Genomic DNA, 23,330 nt, shown 5'->3' with positions numbered 1-23,330 from the left:
TCCGATATGACCCGCGTCAGGCTGCCGAGACACGCCGTATCGGAAACCGCCAGCCAAGCCTGACGCCGAGCGTCGCAAGCGCGATCAGCACCATCCCGGCGGCCTGTGCCGGTCCGAGCGGATGGCCGTAGACGGCCCAGTCGATGATGATGGCGACAACCGGATAGATGAAGGTGATGATCCCGATCACCGGCGTCGTCAGGCGCGGAAAGGCCGAATTCATCAGCACATAGGCGACGCCGGTGTGCAGCACGCCGATGCTGACCAGCCAGCCCCATGCATGCGTCGGAATATGCTGGCCGATGTCGGCGAAGGGAGCGAGCATGACGATTCCGACGATCGTCTGGCAAAGCACCGTGATCTCCGGACGTTGCTGGCCCAGGCCCTTGGCGAGGATTGTCGCCACCGCGTAGAGGAGCGCCGCGCCCAGCGTCAGCGCGATGCCAAGTGCCCACGGCGTGCCGGCTTGCGCATGCGAAACGACGAGGCCACTGGCCAGCACGACGCCGAGGAACGCGCCGAGCATCCACAGGATCTGGTCGAGCGAGATAAGCTCCTTGAGGAAGACCACGCCGATCAGAACCACGAAGAAGGGCTGGACGTGATAGACGATCGTGGTTGTGGCGATCGACGTCATGGCGAAGCCGGCGAAGAAAGCCGTCCAACTCAGCACCATGCAGGCGCCGGCAAGGGCGGCAAGGCCCAGCCGCGACAAGGACAGGGTGCGGTCGGGCAGATAGCCGCGTAGCAGGCACCATGCGCCGAGGAATATGGCAGCGAATACGCAGCGCCAGAAGACGATGGTCACCGGATGAAGTCCGGCTTCCGTCACGAAGGCGCCGACCGTGCCGGCGATCACCATCGCCAAGGCGAGGCTCGCGGCCGGAAAACGGGCGGTCGGCAGGTCCTTCATCATGGGTCCTCAAACGGGCGGTAGACCCATCTGGCCCGCAGCCTTGCTTTCAAACAAGCGAATAGATTTGTGACAAGCTATTCGATATGCTGATATCAACATGGCCGCTCCGCTCGACCTCAATCTGCTGAAGACCTTTGTCGCCGTCGTCGAAAGCGGCAGCCTGTCCAACGCCGCGCCCCGCGTTGGCCGCAGCCAGTCCGCCGTCAGCATGCAGATGCAGCGGCTGGAGGAGATGGTCGGCAACCGGCTTCTGGTGAGGGGTCCCAGAACCGTCATGCCCAATGCGATCGGCGAGGATTTCCTGATCTATGCGCGCCGGCTTCTGAAACTGTCGGACGAAGCATGGGCAAGCGTCACGCGGCCGAAGGAGACGGGCAGCGTGCGGCTGGGTGTCCCCGACGACTACGCGGCATTCCTTCTGCCTCCGGTCCTGTCGCGCTTCGCGGCGGATCACCCGCTGGTGACGGTGGAACTGATCTGCGAGCAATCGACAGCGCTGGTGAAGACCCTGGCCGAGGGAAGGCTCGACCTGGCGATTGTCACCCGCCTGCCGGATCAGCCGCTCGAGGTGATACGGCTGGAACGTTTCGTCTGGGTCGCCTCGCCCAATCATGTCGCCTGGGAGAACGATCCCTTGCCAGTTGCTTTGTTCGAACCCGGCTGCGCCGCCCGCATGAATGTGCTGCAGGCGCTTGGCGATGCGGATCGCTCCTACCGCTGCACCTATTCCAGCGCCAGCCTGCTTGGCCTGATCGCGGTCGTGCAGGCCGGGCTCGCGGTCGCCGGCCTAGCCCAGCGCAGCGTGCCGGCTTCCCTGCGCATCATCGGCGCGAATGAGAGGCTTCCGGTCCTGCCGGACCTGGAGATCGGCATCCTGCGCAATCCGCTCTCGGCTACGCCGGCCGTCGACCGGCTGAACGATTTCCTTCGCCGTGACCTGGCGCAGGACGCCTGACACCCGCGACGATGCAGCCTTTGTTAAGGGCTGCCTCCTATCTTGCGCTCCCAGCCAGAACTCGTCGGGGTCAGCCATGCTTCGAACCGTCTCGTCCGCCGGTGTCCTTCTCCTTGCCGGCGCCTTCGCCGCCCATGCCGCCGGCGATGCCGCGCTCGGCAAACATGTCTTCAACAGATGCATCGCCTGCCATGAAGCAGCGACCGATCGCGACAAGGTCGGCCCGCATCTGCTGGGCGTCGTCGGTCGCACCGCCGGCACGGCCGAAAGCTTTCTTGGCCACTATTCCGACGCCATGAAGAGTGCGGGCGCCGCCGGCCTTGTCTGGGACGAGGCGAACCTCACTGAATATCTCAAGGCTCCCAAGCTCAAAGTGCCCGGTAACAAGATGTATTTTGGCGGCCTGAGCAGTGACGACGACATCGCCAATGTCATCGCCTATCTGAAGGCAGATCCCAAGCCCTGAGCAATTCCGGTGCGCCGCACGGCGACGCGGGGTTCGCCGGTGCATTTGAAATGCAACGGCTTCATTTCTCTTCGAATTTCGCAGCGTCCGCGTCGGCCGGGATCGACTGCTTTGCCGGCATGAAGGTTCAATGGCAATTGAACTACATTTAGCCGAGCAGCTAATCACGCCATGACCACGCCTGCATTGCCATTCAAGGCCGTGACGGATTTTTTGTTTTCGGGGCGGGCCTTGTCTTGCGCCTTTCAATCCCCGGATGCCCCACATATATTCGCCGCTGTTCGCGACCAGCGACTTGATGCAGAACCGGGAGGCCCCTATGGCGACATTGCAGAATTTCGATGCCGAAATAGCCAAGACCAAACAGGTCGTGCAGGACATGCGCTCCAAGATCGAGCAATCCGGCGCCGTACTCGACACGCTGGCCACCGCCGACAAGAAGATCGGCGACGCTAATTTCGACATCGAGAACGCCCGCATCGAGGACGTGCTGAAGCAGCAGAAGGTGATGGAGGGCAATATCGCCGACCTCATCATCGGACTTGAGGACGCCACCAATGTCTTCGGCGCCGAATTCGAGAGCATGAAGAACTATTCCGGCTGGGAAAATTTCGTCGGCATCTTCTCGGCCCAGCGCAAGCAGCGCATGCGCACCGACCGCGTCCGCAACATGTCGCTTGCCGGCAATTTGCAGGAGCTGCTGGCCAAGTCCGACACCATCGTCGGCATCCTGAAGGCGCAGAAGCAAATCCTCGACCAGCGCTACAAGACCTCCGAGGCCAGCCTGTCGCAGGTGATCGAGCGCCGCAAGACCACCATGTCCAACCTCGAGGCGGTGCAGAAGCGCATCGAGGAATTGAACCCGATGCTGCTCGACATCGAGAACAGAATAGCCGCGTCGACCAGTCAGAAGGACCGCACGCAGCTTGAGGGCGACCGTTCGAAACTCGCCACCGAATACAATGAGAAGCAGGCCAAGGAGCAGGAACTGCTGGCCGAGAGCCAGACGCTGGAGCGCTACACCTCGATGTTCCAGACCTTCGTGGACTCGCTCAACAACCAGATCGCCGCGCAGGCCACGCTGATCAACAAGCTGACCATCGATACCGAGCAGCGCATCGTGCTTTACAAGGCGCTGGAGGACTCGCTGAAAACAGCCGCGCAGCAGGACGTCGCCCACAAGATCAACACGCTGGGCAGCAAGGTCGACAACACGGCCGAGGAAACCATGGCCGGCATCGGCGCCGCCTCGCAGAAGCACATTGGCGACCTCTTGGAAATGCACGAGAAGAACATGGTCGCCAGCTCCGACATCCAGCGCCGCAAGAAGCTGGCCGACGATGCCTTTGCCCGCCGCTTCGACGACGTGCTGAAGAAGCACAATGCGGCCAACTACGTGCAGTCGTAATTGCCGCACTGCTTAGGGCCAATATCATGACCCCCGAAAACGACGCGGCGGCGCGATATTTCTCGGCCATCACGGCGGCACTTGCCGGCCTCGAAGTGTTCATGCGCGATGATCGCTCGCCGCTCTATCGGCACGGCATCGTCGCCAGTATCGTTGCCGAATACATTGCCCGGCTCGACAAGTCGTTTTCCTGCTGGCGCAACCGGCTGGGCTTCATGGACACGTTCCGCATCTCGCGCGCCGAAAGCGGTTTTCCAGTGTTCCAGAACCTGCTCGAACTGGAGAACGACCGCCGCCAGGCCGACAGTCGTCTCGCCAATATTTCGCAGCCCGGCGAGCTGCGCGAGGAGATGGCCGACTTCATCCTGCGCCGCAAGGAATTCCCCGAAGCGCTACAGAAGTCGATGGCCGAGCGGCTCTATCTGGAGGACGTCAAGAGCGAGACCACCTTCGGCCCGTTCACGCTGGCGCAGACGGCCAAGGTCTCGGTGAATCCCAAGACCGGACGCCCCTACTATCTCGTCCACTGGGCCAGTTTCGACGGCAGCGCCAACCTGCCGCTGGTCTACATGGTGACGGTGGAGGATTCCTCCGAGGCGATGATCCGGCAGCTTGTCGACAAGAACGGCCGGCTGAACGACAAGGTCGATATCCCCTTGCCGGTCGACGGCTTGCTCAATCCCGAGCTTGCCCACCGTTTCGACGATTTCACCGAAAAGAATTCGGCCTACACGCTGTCGCCGGCCACGATCGCCGTCAACCTCGACAAGGATTTCGAGCCGCTGCACCCCAAGCAGCTGCGCCGCGTCGTGCTCGGCCCCTTCTACTCAGCTGGGATCACCGACAACAATTCGACGGTGACCGAGGTTCTGGCCAAGGTGCGCAAGCCCGAAAATGCATGGCTGCTGACCTGGACCATCCAGGAGGTCTATTCCAAGGGCGAGAAACCCGGCCGCAAGGGACTGTTTTCGAGCGAGAAGACGACGCAGGAATTCTTCATCAACACCGATGACCTCGAAGCTGCGCGCCAGGGCGTATCGAGCTACGAGAACCACGCGCTGATCCCGCATGAAGCCTACCAGGCGCTCTACGCAGCCGGCGAGGCGCAGAAGATATTTGCCGGCTACAAAGTTCACATCCTGTCGAACGGACAGGTGATCTCGGATGTTTGAGACAAGCCTGGTTTCGGTTGGCGCTGCCCCCCATCTGCTTGCCGGGGCCTTCTCAGAGAGGACAATCTGATGGACACCGGCCTGACCACCATCCCGGAAGCCTCGATCGAAAAGCATCGCGCCACCGCGCAGAGCTTCATCACCCGCATCGTCGTGCTGGAAGACCCGTCGCGTGAGTCCGGCACCGCGCTTGCCGGCACCAACCGCCGCTTCGTCTCGACCGTGTCGGTCGGGTCGGTGCGCCGCACGCGTGAGGTCGAGCTGTCGAAGACCGTCGGCGCTGTCCATCCCGAAGACCCGTTGCTGACCATCCCGCGGCACACGCTTTTGTTTCGCGCCCGGCGCGGCACGGCGATCGCGCTGGCCATTTCGGACATCTTCGCCGAGGGTTCCGATCTCGAAAGCCTGCAGGCGCGCAACGCCCGCGCCCCGCTTGAGGGCGACGACGCCGCCGCCTTCAAGAAGCTTCTGTCGGCTTCGGCTTACATTTCGGCCTTCAGCCTGTCTTCCTATCTGTTCCAGCTGATCGACAGCGACGGCGAAGCGCCCAACGACACGCCCGAGCCCGACTTCCTGTTCGACACGCCGCAGGATGCGGTGAAGTCGATCCTTGCCGGCCTCGACAAGGCGATATCAGGCGCTTCCGATGACGCCGACCTGATGACCAGGGCACGCGCCTTCGCCCGCGTCGCCATCGACGGGCTTTTGGCGCGAAAAGGCCGCTTCGACGGCATCGGCCCCTTCGAGAACGCCCATATCCGCATCGACGCCGACGATTTCACCCTGGATGGTTTCGACGTTGCCCCTGGCAAGCGCTCCAAGCCGCTGGTCATGACCTTCAAGAAGCCGGAAGAGGTCGTCGGCAACCACATCGCCAAATACCAGTCGGTCAAGCTCGCCAAGATGCTGATGGCCTATGATTTCGAGCGCGAGTTGAACCCCTTCGTCGAGCTCGGCGGCTTCCTGTTCACCTTCATCGGCGACGGTGCGCCCGGCACCGGCAAGACGACGCTGATCCAGATGATCGCCGGCCTCGTCAACGACTACTGCCAGGTCGCCGGCTATCCCTTCGCCTATGAGAATTTCGGCGTCGACCAGATCTCGTCCTACCAGGGCAAGTCCGGCCAGAACTGCCGCCAGTTCATCAACAATGTGCTGAACCCGCGCGTCATCGGCTTCGGCACCATCGACGACATCGACCAGGTGGCGGCGCGCCGCTCCGACGACCGCGCTTCCGCCGGCCAGCAGGAGATCACCGGCGTGCTGATGGACGCCTTCGCCGGCGCCTCCACCGTCGTGCGCGGCAACTGCTCGTTCGGCATGTTCTCCAATTATCCCGAAAACGTCGACGATGCGCTACGCCAGCGCGCCGGCGCCCGCTGGCTGGTCGACGGGCCGCAGACCCGCGACGACTATATCGACATCTTCGTGCTGCTCGCCGGCAAGAACCACAAGATCCCGCTCGGCGACCACAAGCTCTACGCCGCGCAGGAGATCCAGCGCGCCGTGACCGAAGCCTATGAGGAGCATGAGAAACCGCAGGAAGATGGGCTGACGCGGGTCTATGAGCGCTACATGAAGGAGAATGGGGCGCCGAAGTCGATGGCCGACATCGGCACCTATCTGCACCTGATCAAGGCCGCCGAGCCACGCTTCACCGGCCGCGCCATCAAGAACGTCACCGACGCCATCAAGATGCGCGCCATGGACATCGAGCTCCCCGACGACTGGTTCGAGAAGCCGGAGGCCTTCATGCACAAGGGCTACGACGAGAAGAAAGCGATGATCGAGGAGCTGCGCGGGCCTTTTTCGATGGACATGGTCATGCAGGAGATCAACCGCTACGCCGACAGCGAGTTCCGCTATTCCGACAAGTCCGACGACGCAGCCGTGGAAAAACTGCTGCGCGACGCCCGCCTGCGAGAGAGGGCGGCGCGCGAAATAGAGGAGTTGAGGAAGAAGGGGCTGTGGGATGCGTGAAGCACGCCGAACTTCACTTCTCCCCGTGAACGGGGGAAGAGGATAGATGAGCCCTGCCCGCAAACCCGACCTTCTGCGCGACAATGAGCTGATCTATGGCCGCCTCCTGACCGTCGATGAACCGCATCTCATCGAGCGCTACAACAAGGCGCTGGCCGCCTTTGGCAAGAAGCCGACCAGGCTGACGAGCTTCGAGATCGACCGCACCGGGTTCTCGCCGCAGGTCGCCGAGGAATGCGGCGACTATGACTATCTCGATCCCAACGAGGTCAACCGCCGCTTCATCATCCTGACGCCGTCGCAGATCGACCTGCCGGTGGTCCACACCGCCTTCTCCAACACCTCGCAGCTGATGTTCGAGTTCATGACCCGGAACCAGCGCGCCATCGACGCGCTGACCATCAAGGATGTCATCTACGGCGAGATCGAGGATTCCGTCCCCAAGGTCAACGACATCGAGGACCTGCTGTCGATCAACCAGGTCGAGTTCAAGGTGCTGTCGGCCGAGGATGTGCTGGGCAAGGCCGCCGAGCTCGGCAAGCTCGTCGACCGGCTGAAGCAGGAGCCCGACGCCTGGCGCGACAATGCCATGCTGACGCGCATGGTGGAACTGGCCAAGGTCTGCGGCGACATCCGCGAGAACGCGTTGGTGCCTGACCAGGTGATCTTCCGCCACAACGCCTACTGGACCAGCCATTTCGGCGGTCTTTACATCTTCGTCGATCCCGACATGACGACAGTGATCGGCGACCCGGCGGCACCGGGCTTCCGCCGCTCGCGGCCATGGCAGGTGAGCTACCTGTCGATCAAGGATGCCGACAAGGTGTTCAAGTTCCTCGCCACCACCGGCCGTATCGAACTGCCCCGCGCCTCATGGATCGAGGCATCCGGCTATCTCGAGCATCGCGCCGAAATGGTTGTCCGCGCGCTGATCCGCGACGCCGAGCCGGACCGCAACCTGACCGATGTCGACAAGGTCTGGCTGCAGGCCTGGATCCAGAACCATGCCGACCTGATCACGAAGGACGGCAATTTCCCGTTCCTCAACGCCGCCAAGCGCGAGATCGCCCAGCTCGGCCATCTGAAGATTGATGATGTGTTCCCCCAGCAACGCTTCCTGGTCATCCGGGCAAAGCCAGATCATCCCGACGCCTGGCTGACCAACCGCCTCATCTCCGACTTTGTCCCAACGGATTTCGTCTCGCGCTACATTTTCAACAAGGACGGCTTCTACAAGGACTATGACGGCTTCAGCGACGCCTGGCGATCGCATGTTGTGGACGTTTTGAAAACCACATATCTGAAAGACAAGGTGGCGTTGCGCACGCGCCTCTATGGCCTGACTGACTGAGGGGTGACTCGCCATGCTTGATCCTATCGTGACCTTCGTCACCCGTATCTTCCAATGGATAGGCCGCGGCATCGGCTTCGCGATCGGCATCATCCTGTGGCCGCTCATGTGGGCCGGCCGCTGGTACCTGCAACGCGGCTGGATCCTCAAGGCTGGCGTCGGCGTGGCACTTCTGGTGCTGATCGGCCTCTACGGCAATTTCTTCTACGCCACCCAGTGGTGGAACAATTTCAACCCGAACTATCCGGACACCTACAGTTTCGACAAGCGCAATGTCTCGGCCGGCGAGCAGGTGACGGCGGGTGCTGGAACCGAAACCGCCAAGACCTGTGGAAACTCAGGCATAGCCCAGGTGGCCGCGGACCTGACCGACTTCAACGTCAACCAGAATGCCTGGGTGTCGTCGATGATCCTCTACAAGCTCGGCTTCTTCGGCATCGATTGGGACAGCACGCCCTTCTTCGACAACAAGGCATCGTTCCAGCGCGGCATCAACCAGGCGGTTCGGCGTACGGCAACCGAACTGGCTGACAATCTCGGCCGCGTGCGCACCACCTCGCAGATCGACGACGATCTGCAGAAAGCGCGCGGCAACCTGCAGTTCGATGAGTCCACCTGGTATTTCGGCCTCAGCCCGTTCGGCCCGAAGACGCCGACGCCGAGCTACTATCGCGATGCCATCAGCAAGCTGCGTGCCTTCAATTCCCGGCTGGAAACGTGCCAGACGGTGTTCGATGCCCGCGCCGACAATCTCAAGCAGTATCTCGACCGCATCGCCAGTGACATCGGCTCGACCTCGGCCATCCTCAAGGACCGCGCCGAGCACTACAACAATGGCTGGTTCGATTTTCGCGCTGACGACCGCTACTGGTTCGCCTATGGCCAGCTCTACGCCTATTACGGATTGATGAAGGGCGCACAGGCCGATTTCGAGGACGTGATCAAGGAAAAGCACCTGCAGAACCTGTGGGACACGATGGACGCGCAGTTCACCTCGGCGCTGCGCATCCAGCCCTTCATCATCGCCAATGGCCGCGAGGATGGCTGGATTTTCCCGACGCATCTGACGACGATGGGCTTCTATGTGCTCAGGGTCCGCTCGAATCTGGTCGAGATCAGCAACGTGCTGACGCAGTAGCGGTGCCCGGGCCGGCCATGGCGATGGCGAATTTGCGCCTTCGTCTCTGTCGCATTCCGTGTATTGTGCGGCTGTTTTGAGACGGCGGAACGTCGCATCCTCTGGCTTCTATACGGCGCGGCAACCGGCACCAGAAGAACCAACCAAAGGTCAGTCGGTCGCAGAGAAATTTTTCTTCATAGGAAACATAGTTGCATGCAAGTTGACGCCGCGGCAGCGACAGGGTTAGAACATGCCCTCGCGCCCGCGGGCCGTCTCCAACATGCTTGCGACAGACATCAACCCCGTCCCCTCCACCGACCAATCTGAAGGAAAGCCGTCATGGCCGAAGTGAAGTCCGACATCGAGATCGCGCGCGGCGCCAAGAAGAAGCAGATCCAGGAGATCGGCCAGAAGATCGGCATTCCGACCGAACACCTGCTGCCCTACGGCCACGACAAGGCGAAGATCTCCGCCGAGTTCATCAAGTCGGTCAAGGGCAACAAGGATGGCAAGCTGATCCTCGTCACCGCCATCAACCCGACGCCAGCCGGCGAAGGCAAGACGACCACCACGGTCGGCCTCGGCGACGGTCTGAACCGTATCGGCAAGAAGGCCATTGTCTGCATCCGTGAAGCCTCGCTTGGCCCGAATTTCGGCGTCAAGGGCGGTGCCGCCGGCGGCGGCTATGCGCAGGTCGTGCCGATGGAGGACATGAACCTCCACTTCACCGGCGACTTCCACGCCATCACCACCGCGCACAATCTGCTCTCGGCCCTCATCGACAACCACATCTACTGGGGCAATGAACTCGGCATCGACACTCGCCGCGTCGTCTGGCGCCGCGTCATGGACATGAACGACCGGGCGCTGCGCGAGATCAACTGCTCGCTCGGCGGCGTCGCCAACGGTTTTCCGCGCGAAGCCGGCTTCGACATCACCGTCGCCTCGGAAGTCATGGCGATCCTGTGCCTGTCCACCGACCTGAAGGACCTGGAAAAGCGCCTCGGCGACATCATCGTCGCCTATCGCCGTGACAAGTCGCCGGTCTATGCCCGCGACCTCAAGGCCGACGGCGCCATGGCCGTGCTGCTCAAGGACGCCATGCAGCCCAACCTGGTGCAGACGCTGGAGAACAACCCGGCCTTCGTCCATGGTGGCCCGTTCGCCAACATCGCGCATGGCTGCAACTCGGTCGTCGCCACCACGACGGCGCTGAAGCTCGCCGACTATGTCGTCACCGAAGCCGGCTTCGGCGCCGACCTTGGTGCTGAAAAGTTCTTCGACATCAAGTGCCGCAAGGCCGGCCTGAAGCCGGCCGCTGCCGTCATCGTCGCCACCGTGCGCGCCATGAAGATGAATGGCGGCGTCAAGAAGGAAGAGCTTGGCAAGGAGAACGTCGAGGCGGTGAAGAAGGGCTGCGCCAACCTTGGCCGCCACATCGAGAACATCCGCCAGTTCGGCGTGCCGGCTGTGGTTGCCATCAACCACTTCTATTCCGACACCGACGCCGAGATCCAGGCGATGAAGGACTATGTCGCCTCGATGGGCGAGGAAGCCATCCTGTGCAAGCACTGGGCCCACGGCTCGGCCGGCATCGAGGACCTCGCCAACAAGGTGGTGGCGCTGGCCGAATCCGGCGCCTCGCAGTTCGCGCCGCTCTATCCCGACGCGATGCCGCTGTTCGAGAAGATCAACACCATCGTCCAGCGAATCTATCGCGGCTCGGAAGCGATCGCCGACAAGTCGGTGCGCGACCAGCTCAAGGCCTGGGAAGACGCCGGCTATGGCCACCTGCCGGTGTGCATGGCCAAGACGCAGTACTCGTTCTCGACCGACCCGAACCTGCGCGGCGCGCCGACCGGCCACACCGTGCCGGTGCGCGAGGTCAGGCTTTCGGCGGGTGCCGGCTTCGTCGTCATCATCTGCGGCGAGGTCATGACCATGCCCGGCCTGCCCAGGGCGCCGTCCTCGGAAAAGATCTTCCTCAACGAGGCCGGCCAGATCGAAGGCCTGTTCTAGAAATCTCCAAGACGACAAACGACAAAGGGCGCCGCGACAACGCGGCGCCCTTTTGCTTTTCAAGGTTTTCACGCCACAGCGGACGAACCAAACTTCTTGATGCCCGAGACCGACATGCTGACGAACTGGTCGAGGATGGTGAAGAAAATATCCAGGCTGAAGCCGAACAGGAATGCGAAGGTGAACAGGCTGAAGCCTATTCCAGAGACTTCGCCACCGAGCTTGGTCCCAGGCGCCATGAACCATGCGAGGATCATGCCGGCCAGCCCGCCAAGCGCGATGCGGTGAATGAGCCTGGCCAGCGGCGGATTGGGCAGCAGTGGATTGAGGATCATCCGCATGTGGAACATGATGCCTCCGAGCGCGCCGTAGAGGGCTGGCAGGATCCACAACGCATAGGGGCTGAGAACCTCGTTCAGGCTCCCGGCCTGCAATGTCAGCGTGTAGATCGAGTTCGGCGTGATCGTGATGACGCCCTCGCATTGCAGGCTCCGCGTCGCCTCGTCGAAGTCGGCATTCACGTCGTCCACCTTACCCGCCGTGCTGGCGGCGTTGACGATCTCCGGATTGCCCTGACTTTTATTGCTGTTTTTCACCTGATTGCAGTCGAAGTCCGACTGTTTGAGAGGCTCACTGTTCTCAGCACCGGCTTGGGGCTTTGCCAGCGCCGCCTCCTGGCCGCAGAACTGGTCTATGGCTGCCTGCCGCGCGTTGAACGGGACCGAAGATGCGCCGTCCGAAGCCGGCGATACGGAAAGCTTGCAGTAGGCCCATTGCATCCCCCAGATCGGGAATGGCGCCTCCTGCGTCATGAAGCCTTGCGCTCTTCCAAGCAGCGAGGAAAACCGCTGGTCGAGAGAATGCAGTCCGTCCACGGCATTGTAGTACGCGTCCTTCAGAAGCGTGAGATCGCTTGCCGAGGCTTGTCGGGCCGATGCCGAGCTCAGCTGTTTCTCCGTTGCCCAGACCTGTCGTATCGATTGACCGAACCGGGCGCTGAAATCGTTGTTGTCGATTTCCTGCAACTCGGAACTTATCGAAACGCCTCTGTTGTAGACGTAGGTCAGTTTGCCGATGATGATCATCATCATCACTGACAGCGCGACGAGAAAATAGGTGGCGAGCGTGGTCCGCCGTGACATGTCGCCCGGCGACCATCCCGTACGAAGTGCCGCCAGGGTGGAAAAGGGTACAGTCGCGGAACAGTCGTTGAGCACGGCCTGAAGTTTGACGACTTCAGGCTGGCTTGCCGTTACATCATTGAGCTTTTCAGCATCGCCGATAGCCGCGAACAGGGTGCTGTCCTTGAACACGCCGTAGCGACCATAACCGGCAACCAGCTTCGCATCCGTGAGAAGTCCCGAAACAAGAGGATCGGTTGACGTCGTCATCGTGAGCCCCCCCTCGGACGACTAACCCAGATAGCCCGGCACATAGCCGGATTGCGACGGACATCCGCAGGGATAGCCGGGAGGCCCGGGCGGCTGCGCCCAACACCAGAAGAACTGGGTGAAGCAGATCGTCCCTGGAGCGTGGGAAGGAACCTGGGCAAAGGCGGGCCAAGGCAACAGCGCGGCACCGGCCGCCAAGGCCAGAACAATCATGCTTCGTGCAACGCGCGCTTTCACTTTAGCCCCCAGCACCTGCCAACCGCGTTCTTCAACGCCAAACATAACTCTCGACAACAGTTGGCATGACTTCCGTGAAATGCGTCACGCTCTTGTCGAATTATATTTCCCAAACCAGAGGGCGCCGCAGCGATGCGGCGCCCTCTGGTTTTCCTTGCGGGCTCAGGCTAGGCCGCGTTGCGCGCCAGCGCCCTCTGGTTGGAGGCATAAATCGTGTCGCGCTCCGGCAGGGCGCCGGTCTTCAGGCATTCAACCCATTCGGCCGTCTTGAGCACCGCCGCGAAGCGCGACTGCAGGATAACTGTCACCACGCGGTGGATCTCCTCGGCCGAAGCGTAGCCGGCGCTGTTGGCGTAGGGCAGCGAGCCGGTCGCGTCGGACAGGAACTCGACCGCGAAACCCATATGCACGGCGTGGATGATGGTCGACAGGTCGCAATTATGCGTCATGTACCCAACCACCGCGATCGTATCGATGGCGTTGGCGCGCAGCCACTCTTCGAGGTCCGTGCCGGTGAAGGCGGAGGGCAGGTTCTTTTCGACATAGTGGTCGCGGTGCCGCCTGGCGATCTCCGGATGCAGTTCGCCGCCATGACTGCCCTTGGCGAAGATCGGCGACGTCTCGGGCGCCATCTGCTTGATGACGATCACCTTGGCGCCGGCTTCAACGGCGGCATCCATTGCGCTAGCCACGTTGACGACGCTGTCGCGGAAGGGCGGATGCTGGATGGCGAGATTGCCGCCGTCATAGTCGTTCTGGACGTCGATGACGATGAGCGCGCGGCGCGGGGCCTTGACCGGTTCCGACATGGAGAGTTCCTTCCTGCTGGCTTGATTGGATTGGGTGAGGATAGAGGCGCCAAAGCGCTCCAGAAAGTGGCCTGATTGACATCATCCGAAAGAATTGGGACAATTCGCCTCTCAATTCCTTGGGTGTACACATGACCAATCCGATCGTCGCCGTCCTTGCCTTCGACGGCATCAGCCCGTTCCATCTCTCCGTGCCCTGCCTGGTGTTCGGCGAGGACCGGACGGCGCTTGGCCTGCCGCGCTTCGATTTCCGCATCTGCGCGGTCAAGGCCGGCCCCATCCATACCGAAGCCGGACTGACCGTTGCCGCGCCGCATGGGCTCGACGGGCTTGATGGCGCCGACATCGTCATTGTCCCAAGCTGGCATCATCTGGACGAGCCGCCGTCACCACTGCTGGTGGAGGCGCTGCGCCAGGCGCACCGGCACGGTGCGTTGATTGTCGGCCTGTGTCTGGGCACCTTTGCCATCGCCGCTGCCGGCCTGCTTTCGGGGCGCCGCGCCGCAACGCACTGGGCCTATTCCGACCGGCTGCAGAAACTCCACCCCGACATTGCTGTCGATGCCGCCGTGCTCTACGTCGACAATGGCGATGTCGTGACCTCGGCCGGCGTTGCCGCCGGCCTCGACTGCTGTCTCCACATCGTGCGAGCCCGCTACGGCGCGGAAGCAGCACTTCGGCTCGCCCGCCAGATTGTCCTTTCCCCGCACCGGCAGGGCGGGCAGGCGCAATTCATCGAGCATCCGGTGGCAAAAGGCGCGGACGCCGACCGTTTCACCCAGGCCCTCGACGCGGTTCGTGCGACGCTGGGCGAAACGCACAGCCTGGACCAGGTCGCAGAGGCCGCCGGCCTGACCCGGCGCACCTTCACCCGCCGCTTTCAGAAATCGATCGGCACCAGTTTCGGCGAATGGCTGACCAGCCAGCGGATCGAACTGGCGCAGCGATTGCTGGAAGCGACGGAAAAGTCGATGGACATGGTGGCCTTCGAAGCCGGCTTCGGCAGCGCCACGTCGCTGCGCCAGCACTTCGCCGCCCGGCTCAAGACGTCGCCAGCGCAATACCGGCGGGAATTCTCCAGGCGGACCGACCAAGGCGAGCGCATGGCGGACGTGGCCTAAGATAGCCGGGCACCCGATAATAGCGCGACGATCTCCGACTGACGCTTGGTGTCGGTCTTTGCCATAATCGATTTTGCTTGGGTCCGGATTGTCTCATAGCTGACGCCCAGTGTCTCTGCGATTTCTTTTGGCGCAAGACCACGCGCAATCTGAATAGCGACAACAGCTTCCTGAGCCGTAAGTGAGAATAAAATCTGCAAGGTCTTGGCGGCGGGTACTGGGCGAGCCTCAATATCCGTGACAATGGCGACTGCAACAGAATGAGAAAAGATTTCCGCAGGCATGCCGCGTAGGCGCTGTGCCCTTACGACCAATGGCCTTCTTCCCGGCCTGGACAGGCGGACCGGAGACGATGCCATCGTATCGGCGATTGCAACCGGCTGCATGACCGCCTTGACATGCCCACGCAATGCAACGCCTTCCGTGGGCCAACGCGATGTCAACTCTCCACCAACAAGACGGATGTCCTGATCAAGAAGGCTCTCGCATAGCTTGTTCAATCGGGTGACGCGTCCATGCCTGTCGTAGAAGGCGCAGGCTGTATCCGCCATGTCGAACGCGTCGCTCATGCCGTTGATCCGTTCGAAAGAAACGCCGCGCATGATGTCAGCCGCCATCGACAGCCGGTTCCGCATGCGGACCAGAATACGCTCCTCGTCGCGGTCGAAAGGTGCATCGCGTATCGTACGCTGAAGGCCGAGCGACAGCAGAGTGTCGCCAGTTGTGAAACCTATCATGGCTGAATATCGGAACCCGAAGCGGCCCAGAAAATCGTTGTAGTAGCTCGACCTGCGAAAATCGTCCTCGGATGAAATATCGTGCTCGACCGCGACACCCTTCCGCAAAACATGCGGTACACAACCGAAGCGAATGTCCTGAAGATGCCACCCTTCTCGAAAGTAAACCTCGAACGCCTCGCGCAAACTCGGCGTTGCAGGCACTCCGGGAGAGAACTTGCCCCGCAGGGGGAGTATATGCGCGCCGAAGGATCCGGTCGCCTCGCAGATTCTCTCCAGGACAGAGCTCCAACGCTCTGGCGCCAGCGCTGCCTCAAGCACATGATCAAGGGCATCATCAAGAAGAAGAGGATTGATCTGCACGACAATCACTCACTCTAGCGTGTGTAACGGCAACTTACACTTGAACACACTGGCTACACGTTAGGAAGGGCTAAACATCACCCAAATGGGTGATGCGCAATCTCTTTTGAAACTAGACGAGGCGGCACCATCATCCGCGCGCAGATGTGGTTACCGGACCCGTACTTAGACGTTCGAAGGAACTGCGGATTGGATCGCAGGATACGGCGCGCGCTGTCGCTTTCCAGCCTCACGGTCGTCCTTGCTTTTGTTGGCACATCGGCAAACAGCCCTCGGCTCAGCGGAAAACCGAAGTAGATTTTCACAACTGGTGTGCCCGATGAATTCTCAACCCGGCAGCAGGGACGACTGCCGCCAAGGCCCGGCACGGGAGCGTCAGCCGCGCGTGACCTGCCGCGCCGGATTGCCGACGACGGTGGTATTGGCAGGCACATCGCGCGTCACCACCGCCCCCGCGCCGACGATGGCGCCGTCACCAATGGTCACGCCACCAAGAATGATGGCGCTGCCGCCGATCCAGGCATTGGCGCCGATGTCGACCGACCTGGCGATCTCCAGACCCGCTTGCCGCCCACTGGCCTCCTTGTGATGCTCGGCGCAGTAGATCTGCACATTGGGACCAAGCAGCGTTCCCTTGCCGATGCGCACGCTTGCGGTGTCGAGGATGGTGCAGCCGGCATTGAGGAAGACCCCGTCGCCGAGAAAGATGTTGAAGCCATAGGCGCAGTGGAACGGCGCTTCGATGCGAGCGCCCTCCCCCACGCCGCCGAGCAGTGCCTTCAAGCCCGGCCCGAGATTCCGGCGCTGACGGGGCGGCAGGGAATTGTGTTCGAACACCGCATCGGCAGCGGAGGCGCGCAACGTCTCCAGTTCCGCGTCAAGGCATGTGTACCATTCGCCGGCCGCCATCTTTGCGCGCTCGCTTTCGGCCATGCGGTACCTCCTGTTTGAATTGCAGCCAAAGCACAGTCCATGCCAACGGGAAAGCGCCAGGGCGGACATCGCCGCTGGTCAAATGCCGGGCCTATGTTAGCTTGCACTGCTGGATTGTCCGTCCGGCATGGAGGGGACCAACCATGTTGTATATTCTTGCACTTCTGATCGGCGTCATCGCCGGCCTGCGCACCATGACCGCGCCGGCCGCCATCGCGTGGGGCGCGTATCTCGGCTGGCTGCCGGTTGCCGGCACCTGGGCAAGCTTCATGAGCCACTGGGCCGCCGTCGGCATCTTCACCATCCTGGCCATTGCCGAACTGGTTGCCGATCAGCTGCCGTCGACACCGAGCAGGAAAACCCCGCCGCAATTCGGCGCGCGCATCATCATGGGTGCCTTCAGCGGCGCTGTGATTGGCGCGACCGCCGGCTCCACGATCGGTGGCCTGATTGCCGGCGCCATCGGCGCTGTCATCGGCACGCTGGGCGGTGCCGAAGCGCGCGCCCGGCTGGCAGACGCCTTCGGCAAGGACCAGCCCGCCGCCTTCATCGAGGATGCGGTTGCGATCATCTGCGGCCTGCTGATCGTGGCAGCGCTGCGATGACGGCAAAGGCCTTCGACGCCATCATCATCGGCTGCGGTCAGGCCGGCCCGCCATTGGCGGGTCGCCTGACGGCAGCCGGCATGAGCGTGGCGCTGATCGAACGCAAGCTGGTCGGTGGCACCTGCGTCAACACCGGTTGCATGCCGACCAAGACCATGGTGGCCAGCGCCTATGCCGCGCATCTGGCGCGGCGCGCGGCGGATTATGGCGTGACGCTCTCTGGCCCCGTCGGCGTCGATTATCATCGGATCAAGGCGCGCAAGGACAAGGTCACGAACGACGCCCGCGGCAATCTGGAGACATGGATAGCGGGCATGAAGGGCTGCACGCTCTATCGCGGCCATGCACGTTTCGAATCCGCCAACACGGTGCGCGTCGGCGATGACCTTTTGACCGCCGACAAGATCTTCCTCAACACCGGCGGCCGCGCCTCGCTGCCCGACCTGCCGGGCATTCACGACATCGACTATCTGACCAATTCGTCGATGATGGATCTCGACGTGCTGCCGCGCCATCTCATCGTTGTCGGCGGCAGCTACATCTCGCTCGAATTCGCGCAGATGTTCCGCCGCTTCGGCTCGGAAGTCACCGTCATCGAAAAAAGCCCGCGCCTGACTGGCCGCGAGGATGAGGACGTCTCGGCCGCCATCCTGTCCATTCTCGAAAATGAGGGCATTACGGTCCATGTCGGCGCCGACGACATCAGCTTCGCCAAGCAGGGCGGAGATATTGCCGTGACCTTCTCGGCCGGCAAGCCGCCTGCGGTCGGGTCGCATGTGCTGCTGGCTCTGGGGCGGGTGCCCAACACCGACGATCTCGGCCTCGACAAGGCCGGCGTCGAGGTCGACAAGCGCGGCTTCGTCACCGTCGACGACCAGCTGCGCACCAGCGTCCCCGGCATCTGGGCGATGGGCGACTGCAACGGCAAGGGCGCCTTCACCCACACTTCCTACAACGACTACGAGATCGTCGCCGCCAACCTGCTCGACAACGACCCGCGCAAGGTCAGCGACCGCATCGAAGCCTATGCGCTCTACATCGACCCGCCGCTCGGCCGCTGCGGCATGACCGAGACAGCGGTGCGCAAATCCGGCCGCCGCGCACTCATCGGCCAGCGGCCGATGACCCGTGTCGGCCGCGCGGTGGAAAAGGGCGAGACGCAAGGCTTCATGAAGATCCTGGTCGACGCCGACACCAGGGAAATCCTCGGCTGCTCGGTGCTTGGTCCCGGCGGCGACGAGGCCGTGCATTGCGTGCTCGACCTGATGTACGCCAGGGCGCCCGTCGACACGCTCGCGCGTGCGGTACACATCCATCCGACCGTGTCGGAGCTTTTGCCCACAATCGCCCAGGAGCTGAAGCCGCTGGCGTGAGGCGTCCTACTTCGCGTCCTCTTGCGCAACCAGCATCGTTTCAAGCCGGTCCAGCACGCCAACAGAATTTCGCAATTCGGCGTCACTGACATCCTTGAGCAGGTCGGCTCGCAGCACCGCCAGAAGGCGTTCGATCTCGATTACGCGCTGGCGCCCGGCATCGGTCAGCGACAGGATTTTTGCCCGTCGGTCGGCGGGATCCTCGGCGCGTGTCACCAGCCCCTCTTCCACCAGAAGATCGACGATGCGCACCAGCGATGGGCCCTCGAAACCCAGCTGATCGGCAAGCACGCCCTGGCGCTGATGATCGCCGAGGCGCGACAGCATCACCAGCGGCATGGCGGTGGCATGCGACAGGCCGCAATCGTCGAGCGCCTTGTCGGCGGCGCGCCGCCACAGCCTGGCGACTGAAATAACCAACAGACCAAATCTGGCACGATCAGGGTCTTGCTTGGGCATGCCGAAAAGGATAACATGCTATCTATTAGGTTGCGATAAAATTCTTTTCCCTGGCGAAGCCCCCGTCGCCGAAACCGGAAGCCGACGACCTCACATCCAAAGATCGCCCTGACGGCCCCTTCGGCCGCCGCGACCGCGAGGCGCCGCATCCGGACAAGCGTGAGGACCGACATGTCAGAACAAGATTCCAACAGATCCGGCGGCATCTGGCTGCTCGTGCTTTTCGGCCTGATCCTGATGATCATCGGGCTGCCGCTGCTCTATGGCGGCGTTCAACTGGTTGGCCTTGGCGGCTCCTGGTACTACGCGCTGGCCGGCGTCGGCATCATCATTTCCGGCTTCCTTTTTGCCTTGCGCCGCCAGGCAGGCTTCTGGCTCTACATCCTGATCTTCCTCGCCACCGTTGCCTGGGCGCTCTGGGAAGCAGGCCTCAATTTCTGGCCGCTGGTGCCACGGCTGGTCGCTCCCGCCGTGCTGGCGGTCATCGCCCTTCTACTGGCGCCGCTGTTCCCGTCATCCAGCGGCGGCAAGCGAGGCCCCTTCGCTCTCGCCGGCCTTCTCGTGCTGGCGCTGATCGCCACCGGGGCCTATGCCTTTCAGCCACATGGGGTGATCCGCAACACGGTGGCTGCCGCCACCACCGCTCCCGCCCCGGCCGCCGCTGCGAATACCGACTGGCGCCATTATGGCCGCACACCCGCCGGCACCCGTTATGCGCCCATCGACCAGATCAACAAGGACAATGTCAGGGATCTCAAGGTCGCCTGGACCTTCCGCACCGGCGACGTTCCGACCAAGGGCGCGGAAGACCAGAACACGCCGCTGCAGGTGGGCGACACCGTCTATACCTGCTCCTCCCACAACATCGTCAACGCGCTCAACGCCGAGACCGGCGAACCGCGCTGGAAGTTCGACCCCAAGGCTTCGGCGCCGCTGTGGCAACGCTGCCGCGGCGTGAGCTACTATGAGCCCGCAACCGTTGCAGCAACTGCTGCACCTGCCGCCGACGGCACCACAACGACAACGCCCGCCCCTGTATCGGCGGCGTGCGCCGGCCGCATCGTCATGACCACCATCGATGCCCGGCTGATCGAGATCGACGCCAGGACCGGCCAGCCCTGCCAGGATTTCGGCCAGGGCGGCACTGTCGACCTCAAGCAGGGCATGGGCGAGGTCAAGCCCGGCTTCTACTTCCAGACCTCGGCCCCCACCGTCATGCGCGATCTCATCATGATCGGCGGCTGGGTCTGGGACAATGTCGAGACCGGCGAACCGTCCGGCGCCATCCGCGCCTTCAGCGCCAAGACCGGCGAATTGGTGTGGGCATGGGACCTCGGCAATCCCGCGATCACCAAGTTGCCGCCGGAAGGCCAGAGCTACACACGCGGCACGCCCAATGTCTGGTCGACACCGAGCTATGACGACGCGCTCGGCCTTGTCTATCTGCCGACCGGCAACGCCACGCCCGACTTCTTCGGCGCCGAGCGCAGCAAGGCGGCGGAAGACTACACCGCCTCGGTCGTGGCGCTCGACATCGCCACCGGCCGCGAGCGCTGGAAGTTCCAGACCGTGCATCACGACCTGTGGGACTACGACCTCCCCTCGCAACCGGCGCTCTATGACGTGCCGGACGGCAAGGGCGGCAAGGTGCCGGCGCTGATCCAGGTGACCAAGCGCGGCCAGATCTTCATGCTCGACCGCCGTGACGGCAAGCCGATCGCCGAAGTCCAGGAAAAGCCGGTACCGCAGAATGGCGGCGCCAAGGAGGATTTCCTGTCGCCGACGCAGCCCTATTCGGTCGGCATGCCCTCGATCGGTGACGAGCCGTTCACTGAAGCCCACATGTGGGGCGCCACCCCCTTCGACCAGCTCTATTGCCGCATCGGCTTCAAGAAGCTGCGCTATGACGGCGAGTTCACGCCTCCTGGCCTGACCCGTTCGCTGCAATATCCCGGCTATTATGGCGGCATGAACTGGGGCAGCGCCTCGGTCGACGAGGCCAATGGCTACCTGATCGTCAATGACATCCGCATGCCGCAATTCGTGCAGTTGCTGCCGCGCGCCGAAGCCGACACTTATGGCCCCTCGGCGGCGCATGACGGGTTGGGAACACAACTCGGCACGCCCTATGGCGCGCTCAAGAACGGCTTCATGTCGCCGCTCGGCGTGCCCTGCCATCAGCCGCCCTACGGCACGATAACAGCCATAGACCTGAACGCGCGCAAGCTCGTCTGGCAGGTTCCGGCCGGCACACTGCAGGACACCGGCCCGCTGGGTCTGAAGACCGGTCTGCCGATCCCCGTCGGCATGCCTTCGCTCGGCGGACCGATGACCACGGCGGGCGGCCTCGTCTTCTATGCGGGCACGCAGGACTACTATCTGCGCGCCATCGACGTCGCCACCGGCGAGGAACTCTGGAAAGGCCGCCTGCCGGTCGGCGCGCAGGCAACGCCGATGACCTACACGTCCCCGGAAAGCGGCCGCCAGTTCGTCGTCGTCTCGGCGGGCGGCTCGCGCCAGTCGCCCGATCGCGGCGACTACATCATCGCCTATGCCCTGCCGAAGGCGCCATGATCTTGGATAGCGCGTTCTTCGTGCATCAATGACCAGGACGGGGCGCCACGGCGCCCCGTCCTACGTCCGCCCTCGACTTTCTGCATTGCTGCAATGCGGCAATGTATGTTGCGCACGGCCCGAATCCTCGCGCACTCTCCGATTGAACCGATTCATTCTGGACGCACCATGCCCCTGCCGATCCTCGCGCTTGCCATTGCGTCCTTCTGCATCGGCACCACCGAATTCGTCATCATGGGCCTGCTGCCGGAGGTCGCCGCCGATCTCGGCGTGACGATCCCTGCCGCCGGCCTGCTGGTCACGGGCTATGCGCTGGGCGTCGTCTTCGGAGCCCCGATCGTTGCGATGGCTACCGCGCATTTGCCGCGCAAACCGGTGCTGGTGGGGCTCGCGGCACTCTTCGTGGTCGGCAATCTGTTCTGCGCCATCGCGCCCAACTACTGGATGCTGATGGCCGCGCGCGTCTTCACCGCCTTCGGCCACGGTGCCTTCTTCGGCATCGGCTCGGTCGTTGCCGCGAGCCTCGTGCCGCGCAACAAGCGGGCCAGCGCCATCGCGCTGATGTTCGCCGGGCTGACTCTGGCCAACATCCTTGGCGTGCCAGCCGGTACAGCACTTGGCGAAGCCTATGGCTGGCGCGCCACCTTCATTGCCGTGGTCGGCATCGGCCTGATCTCGGTGGCGGCCATCGCCTGGCTGGTGCCATCGAATGTTGCCGAGCCAAGCGGCGGCGGCCTGCGCGGCGAATTGCGCGTTCTGGGCAAGCTGCAGGTGTGGCTGGCGATGCTGATAGCCGCCTTGGCCTCGGCCAGCCTGTTTGCCGTCTTCACCTACATCAAGCCCTACCTGATCGAAGTGTCCGGCCTGTCCACCGGAGCGGTCACCTGGGTGCTTCTGCTGTTTGGCGCCGGCATGACCATCGGCAACATCATCGGCGGCCGGCTGGCCGACTGGAAGCTGATGCCGACGGTCATCGGCACGCTGCTGTTGCTGGCGGTGCTGTTTGTCGGCTTCATGGAGTTCGGCGCCATAGCAAGCGTGGCCATCGGCATCGTCTTCCTGTGGGGCCTGCTCATCTTCGTTGTCGTGCCACTCTTGCAGATCCGTGTCGTCGAGGCGGCTTCGGAAGGGCCAAACCTCGCCGCCACGCTGAACCAGGGCGCCTTCAATGTCGGCAATGCCAGCGGCGCCTGGATTGGCGGCGTGGCGCTGTCCTGGGGCGTCTCCTACGCCAATTTGCCGCTAGTCGGCGCCGCGCTCGCCCTGCTGGCGGTCACCGTCGCGGTGCTGTCGCAGACACTGGATCGCAGGATGCCGGTGGCGCAACCCGCCGAGTAGTGC

Annotated in this window: 19 protein-coding genes; 13 read left to right on the top strand and 6 right to left on the bottom strand. The window is 62.9% G+C overall.

Annotated features, from left to right (window positions below; translation table 11 throughout):
* Positions 1–16 precede the first annotated feature (16 nt).
* Positions 17–916 (bottom strand): DMT family transporter, encoded by a 900-nt coding sequence (locus LGH82_RS26710; RefSeq protein WP_227345591.1) that lies wholly within the window; start codon positions 914–916, stop codon positions 17–19.
* Between the two features lie 97 nt (positions 917–1,013).
* On the opposite strand from LGH82_RS26710, the gene LGH82_RS26705 reads away from it, so the two are divergent.
* The 8 genes from LGH82_RS26705 (at position 1,014) to LGH82_RS26670 (ending at position 11,387) form a co-directional block, all read left to right on the top strand.
* Positions 1,014–1,871 (top strand): LysR substrate-binding domain-containing protein, encoded by an 858-nt coding sequence (locus LGH82_RS26705; RefSeq protein WP_227345590.1) that lies wholly within the window; start codon positions 1,014–1,016, stop codon positions 1,869–1,871.
* Positions 1,872–1,947: 76 nt separating this feature from the next.
* On the top strand, positions 1,948–2,337 hold the full coding sequence (locus LGH82_RS26700) for a c-type cytochrome (protein ID WP_227345589.1): 390 nt from the start codon (positions 1,948–1,950) through the stop codon (positions 2,335–2,337).
* Positions 2,338–2,656: 319 nt separating this feature from the next.
* Positions 2,657–3,745: a hypothetical protein gene (locus tag LGH82_RS26695; protein ID WP_227345588.1), complete on the top strand. Its 1,089-nt coding sequence runs from the start codon at positions 2,657–2,659 to the stop codon at positions 3,743–3,745.
* A gap of 26 nt (positions 3,746–3,771) precedes the next feature.
* Entirely contained in the window at positions 3,772–4,917 is a 1,146-nt protein-coding gene (locus LGH82_RS26690; RefSeq protein WP_227345587.1) for a hypothetical protein, read from the top strand.
* A 69-nt stretch (positions 4,918–4,986) separates the two neighbouring features.
* Positions 4,987–6,897 carry an AAA family ATPase gene (locus tag LGH82_RS26685; protein ID WP_227345586.1) on the top strand — a complete coding sequence of 637 codons (1,911 nt, stop codon included), beginning with the start codon at positions 4,987–4,989 and terminating at the stop codon, positions 6,895–6,897.
* A gap of 46 nt (positions 6,898–6,943) precedes the next feature.
* On the top strand, positions 6,944–8,248 hold the full coding sequence (locus LGH82_RS26680) for a DUF6638 family protein (RefSeq protein ID WP_227345585.1): 1,305 nt from the start codon (positions 6,944–6,946) through the stop codon (positions 8,246–8,248).
* 13 nt (positions 8,249–8,261) lie between these two features.
* Positions 8,262–9,386: a DUF2333 family protein gene (locus tag LGH82_RS26675; RefSeq protein WP_227345584.1), complete on the top strand. Its 1,125-nt coding sequence runs from the start codon at positions 8,262–8,264 to the stop codon at positions 9,384–9,386.
* Between the two features lie 321 nt (positions 9,387–9,707).
* Positions 9,708–11,387: a formate--tetrahydrofolate ligase gene (locus LGH82_RS26670; RefSeq protein ID WP_227345583.1), complete on the top strand. Its 1,680-nt coding sequence runs from the start codon at positions 9,708–9,710 to the stop codon at positions 11,385–11,387.
* A 68-nt stretch (positions 11,388–11,455) separates the two neighbouring features.
* On the opposite strand, the gene LGH82_RS26665 is transcribed toward LGH82_RS26670, so the two are convergent.
* On the bottom strand, positions 11,456–12,778 hold the full coding sequence (locus LGH82_RS26665) for a hypothetical protein (protein WP_227345582.1): 1,323 nt from the start codon (positions 12,776–12,778) through the stop codon (positions 11,456–11,458).
* Between the two features lie 404 nt (positions 12,779–13,182).
* Positions 13,183–13,824 (bottom strand): cysteine hydrolase family protein, encoded by a 642-nt coding sequence (locus LGH82_RS26660; RefSeq protein WP_227345581.1) that lies wholly within the window; start codon positions 13,822–13,824, stop codon positions 13,183–13,185.
* 131 nt (positions 13,825–13,955) lie between these two features.
* On the opposite strand from LGH82_RS26660, the gene LGH82_RS26655 reads away from it, so the two are divergent.
* The gene (locus LGH82_RS26655) at positions 13,956–14,945 is read left to right on the top strand and encodes a GlxA family transcriptional regulator (protein WP_227345580.1); all 990 of its coding nucleotides are present in this window, start codon (positions 13,956–13,958) and stop codon (positions 14,943–14,945) included.
* Here the strand turns inward: LGH82_RS26655 and LGH82_RS26650 are convergent.
* Positions 14,942–16,045 carry a helix-turn-helix transcriptional regulator gene (locus LGH82_RS26650; protein ID WP_227345579.1) on the bottom strand — a complete coding sequence of 368 codons (1,104 nt, stop codon included), beginning with the start codon at positions 16,043–16,045 and terminating at the stop codon, positions 14,942–14,944. The genes LGH82_RS26655 and LGH82_RS26650 overlap by 4 nt on opposite strands.
* Positions 16,046–16,420: 375 nt before the next feature.
* Positions 16,421–16,978 (bottom strand): sugar O-acetyltransferase, encoded by a 558-nt coding sequence (locus LGH82_RS26645; RefSeq protein WP_227345578.1) that lies wholly within the window; start codon positions 16,976–16,978, stop codon positions 16,421–16,423.
* Between the two features lie 143 nt (positions 16,979–17,121).
* Between LGH82_RS26645 and LGH82_RS26640 the strand changes: the two genes are divergently transcribed.
* Together LGH82_RS26640 and LGH82_RS26635 are read left to right on the top strand one after the other, a co-directional pair.
* On the top strand, positions 17,122–17,583 hold the full coding sequence (locus LGH82_RS26640; RefSeq protein WP_227345577.1) for a DUF4126 domain-containing protein: 462 nt from the start codon (positions 17,122–17,124) through the stop codon (positions 17,581–17,583).
* Entirely contained in the window at positions 17,580–18,956 is a 1,377-nt protein-coding gene (locus tag LGH82_RS26635; RefSeq protein ID WP_227345576.1) for an FAD-containing oxidoreductase, read from the top strand. Before LGH82_RS26640 ends, LGH82_RS26635 begins: the two co-directional genes overlap by 4 nt.
* Positions 18,957–18,962: 6 nt before the next feature.
* Here LGH82_RS26635 and LGH82_RS26630 read toward each other — a convergent pair whose 3' ends face one another.
* A complete protein-coding gene (locus LGH82_RS26630) occupies positions 18,963–19,376 on the bottom strand; it encodes a MarR family winged helix-turn-helix transcriptional regulator (protein ID WP_413771397.1) in 414 nt (137 codons plus the stop codon).
* Between the two features lie 210 nt (positions 19,377–19,586).
* On the opposite strand from LGH82_RS26630, the gene LGH82_RS26625 reads away from it, so the two are divergent.
* Positions 19,587–21,989 (top strand): membrane-bound PQQ-dependent dehydrogenase, glucose/quinate/shikimate family, encoded by a 2,403-nt coding sequence (locus LGH82_RS26625; protein ID WP_227345574.1) that lies wholly within the window; start codon positions 19,587–19,589, stop codon positions 21,987–21,989.
* A 168-nt stretch (positions 21,990–22,157) separates the two neighbouring features.
* Positions 22,158–23,327, top strand: a complete 1,170-nt coding sequence (locus LGH82_RS26620; protein WP_227345573.1) for an MFS transporter — start codon at positions 22,158–22,160, stop codon at positions 23,325–23,327.
* Positions 23,328–23,330 lie beyond the last annotated feature (3 nt).

It is taken from the genome of Mesorhizobium sp. PAMC28654 (genome assembly GCF_020616515.1).
Classification (GTDB): Bacteria; Pseudomonadota; Alphaproteobacteria; order Rhizobiales; family Rhizobiaceae; genus Mesorhizobium.
The sequence above is the reverse complement of the archived record's forward strand: the minus strand, read 5'-3'. Positions and strand labels throughout refer to the sequence as shown.

Excerpts from the sequence above, each read along its gene's own strand:
- LGH82_RS26710 (WP_227345591.1), bottom strand. The coding sequence starts at position 916 with ATGATGAAGGACCTGCCGACCGCCCGTTTTCCGGCCGCGAGCCTCGCC.
- LGH82_RS26705 (WP_227345590.1), top strand. The coding sequence starts at position 1,014 with ATGGCCGCTCCGCTCGACCTCAATCTGCTGAAGACCTTTGTCGCCGTC.
- LGH82_RS26700 (WP_227345589.1), top strand. The coding sequence starts at position 1,948 with ATGCTTCGAACCGTCTCGTCCGCCGGTGTCCTTCTCCTTGCCGGCGCC.
- LGH82_RS26695 (WP_227345588.1), top strand. The coding sequence starts at position 2,657 with ATGGCGACATTGCAGAATTTCGATGCCGAAATAGCCAAGACCAAACAG.
- LGH82_RS26690 (WP_227345587.1), top strand. The coding sequence starts at position 3,772 with ATGACCCCCGAAAACGACGCGGCGGCGCGATATTTCTCGGCCATCACG.
- LGH82_RS26685 (WP_227345586.1), top strand. The coding sequence starts at position 4,987 with ATGGACACCGGCCTGACCACCATCCCGGAAGCCTCGATCGAAAAGCAT.
- LGH82_RS26680 (WP_227345585.1), top strand. The coding sequence starts at position 6,944 with ATGAGCCCTGCCCGCAAACCCGACCTTCTGCGCGACAATGAGCTGATC.
- LGH82_RS26675 (WP_227345584.1), top strand. The coding sequence starts at position 8,262 with ATGCTTGATCCTATCGTGACCTTCGTCACCCGTATCTTCCAATGGATA.
- LGH82_RS26670 (WP_227345583.1), top strand. The coding sequence starts at position 9,708 with ATGGCCGAAGTGAAGTCCGACATCGAGATCGCGCGCGGCGCCAAGAAG.
- LGH82_RS26665 (WP_227345582.1), bottom strand. The coding sequence starts at position 12,778 with ATGACGACGTCAACCGATCCTCTTGTTTCGGGACTTCTCACGGATGCG.
- LGH82_RS26660 (WP_227345581.1), bottom strand. The coding sequence starts at position 13,824 with ATGTCGGAACCGGTCAAGGCCCCGCGCCGCGCGCTCATCGTCATCGAC.
- LGH82_RS26655 (WP_227345580.1), top strand. The coding sequence starts at position 13,956 with ATGACCAATCCGATCGTCGCCGTCCTTGCCTTCGACGGCATCAGCCCG.
- LGH82_RS26645 (WP_227345578.1), bottom strand. The coding sequence starts at position 16,978 with ATGGCCGAAAGCGAGCGCGCAAAGATGGCGGCCGGCGAATGGTACACA.
- LGH82_RS26640 (WP_227345577.1), top strand. The coding sequence starts at position 17,122 with ATGTTGTATATTCTTGCACTTCTGATCGGCGTCATCGCCGGCCTGCGC.
- LGH82_RS26635 (WP_227345576.1), top strand. The coding sequence starts at position 17,580 with ATGACGGCAAAGGCCTTCGACGCCATCATCATCGGCTGCGGTCAGGCC.
- LGH82_RS26625 (WP_227345574.1), top strand. The coding sequence starts at position 19,587 with ATGTCAGAACAAGATTCCAACAGATCCGGCGGCATCTGGCTGCTCGTG.
- LGH82_RS26620 (WP_227345573.1), top strand. The coding sequence starts at position 22,158 with ATGCCCCTGCCGATCCTCGCGCTTGCCATTGCGTCCTTCTGCATCGGC.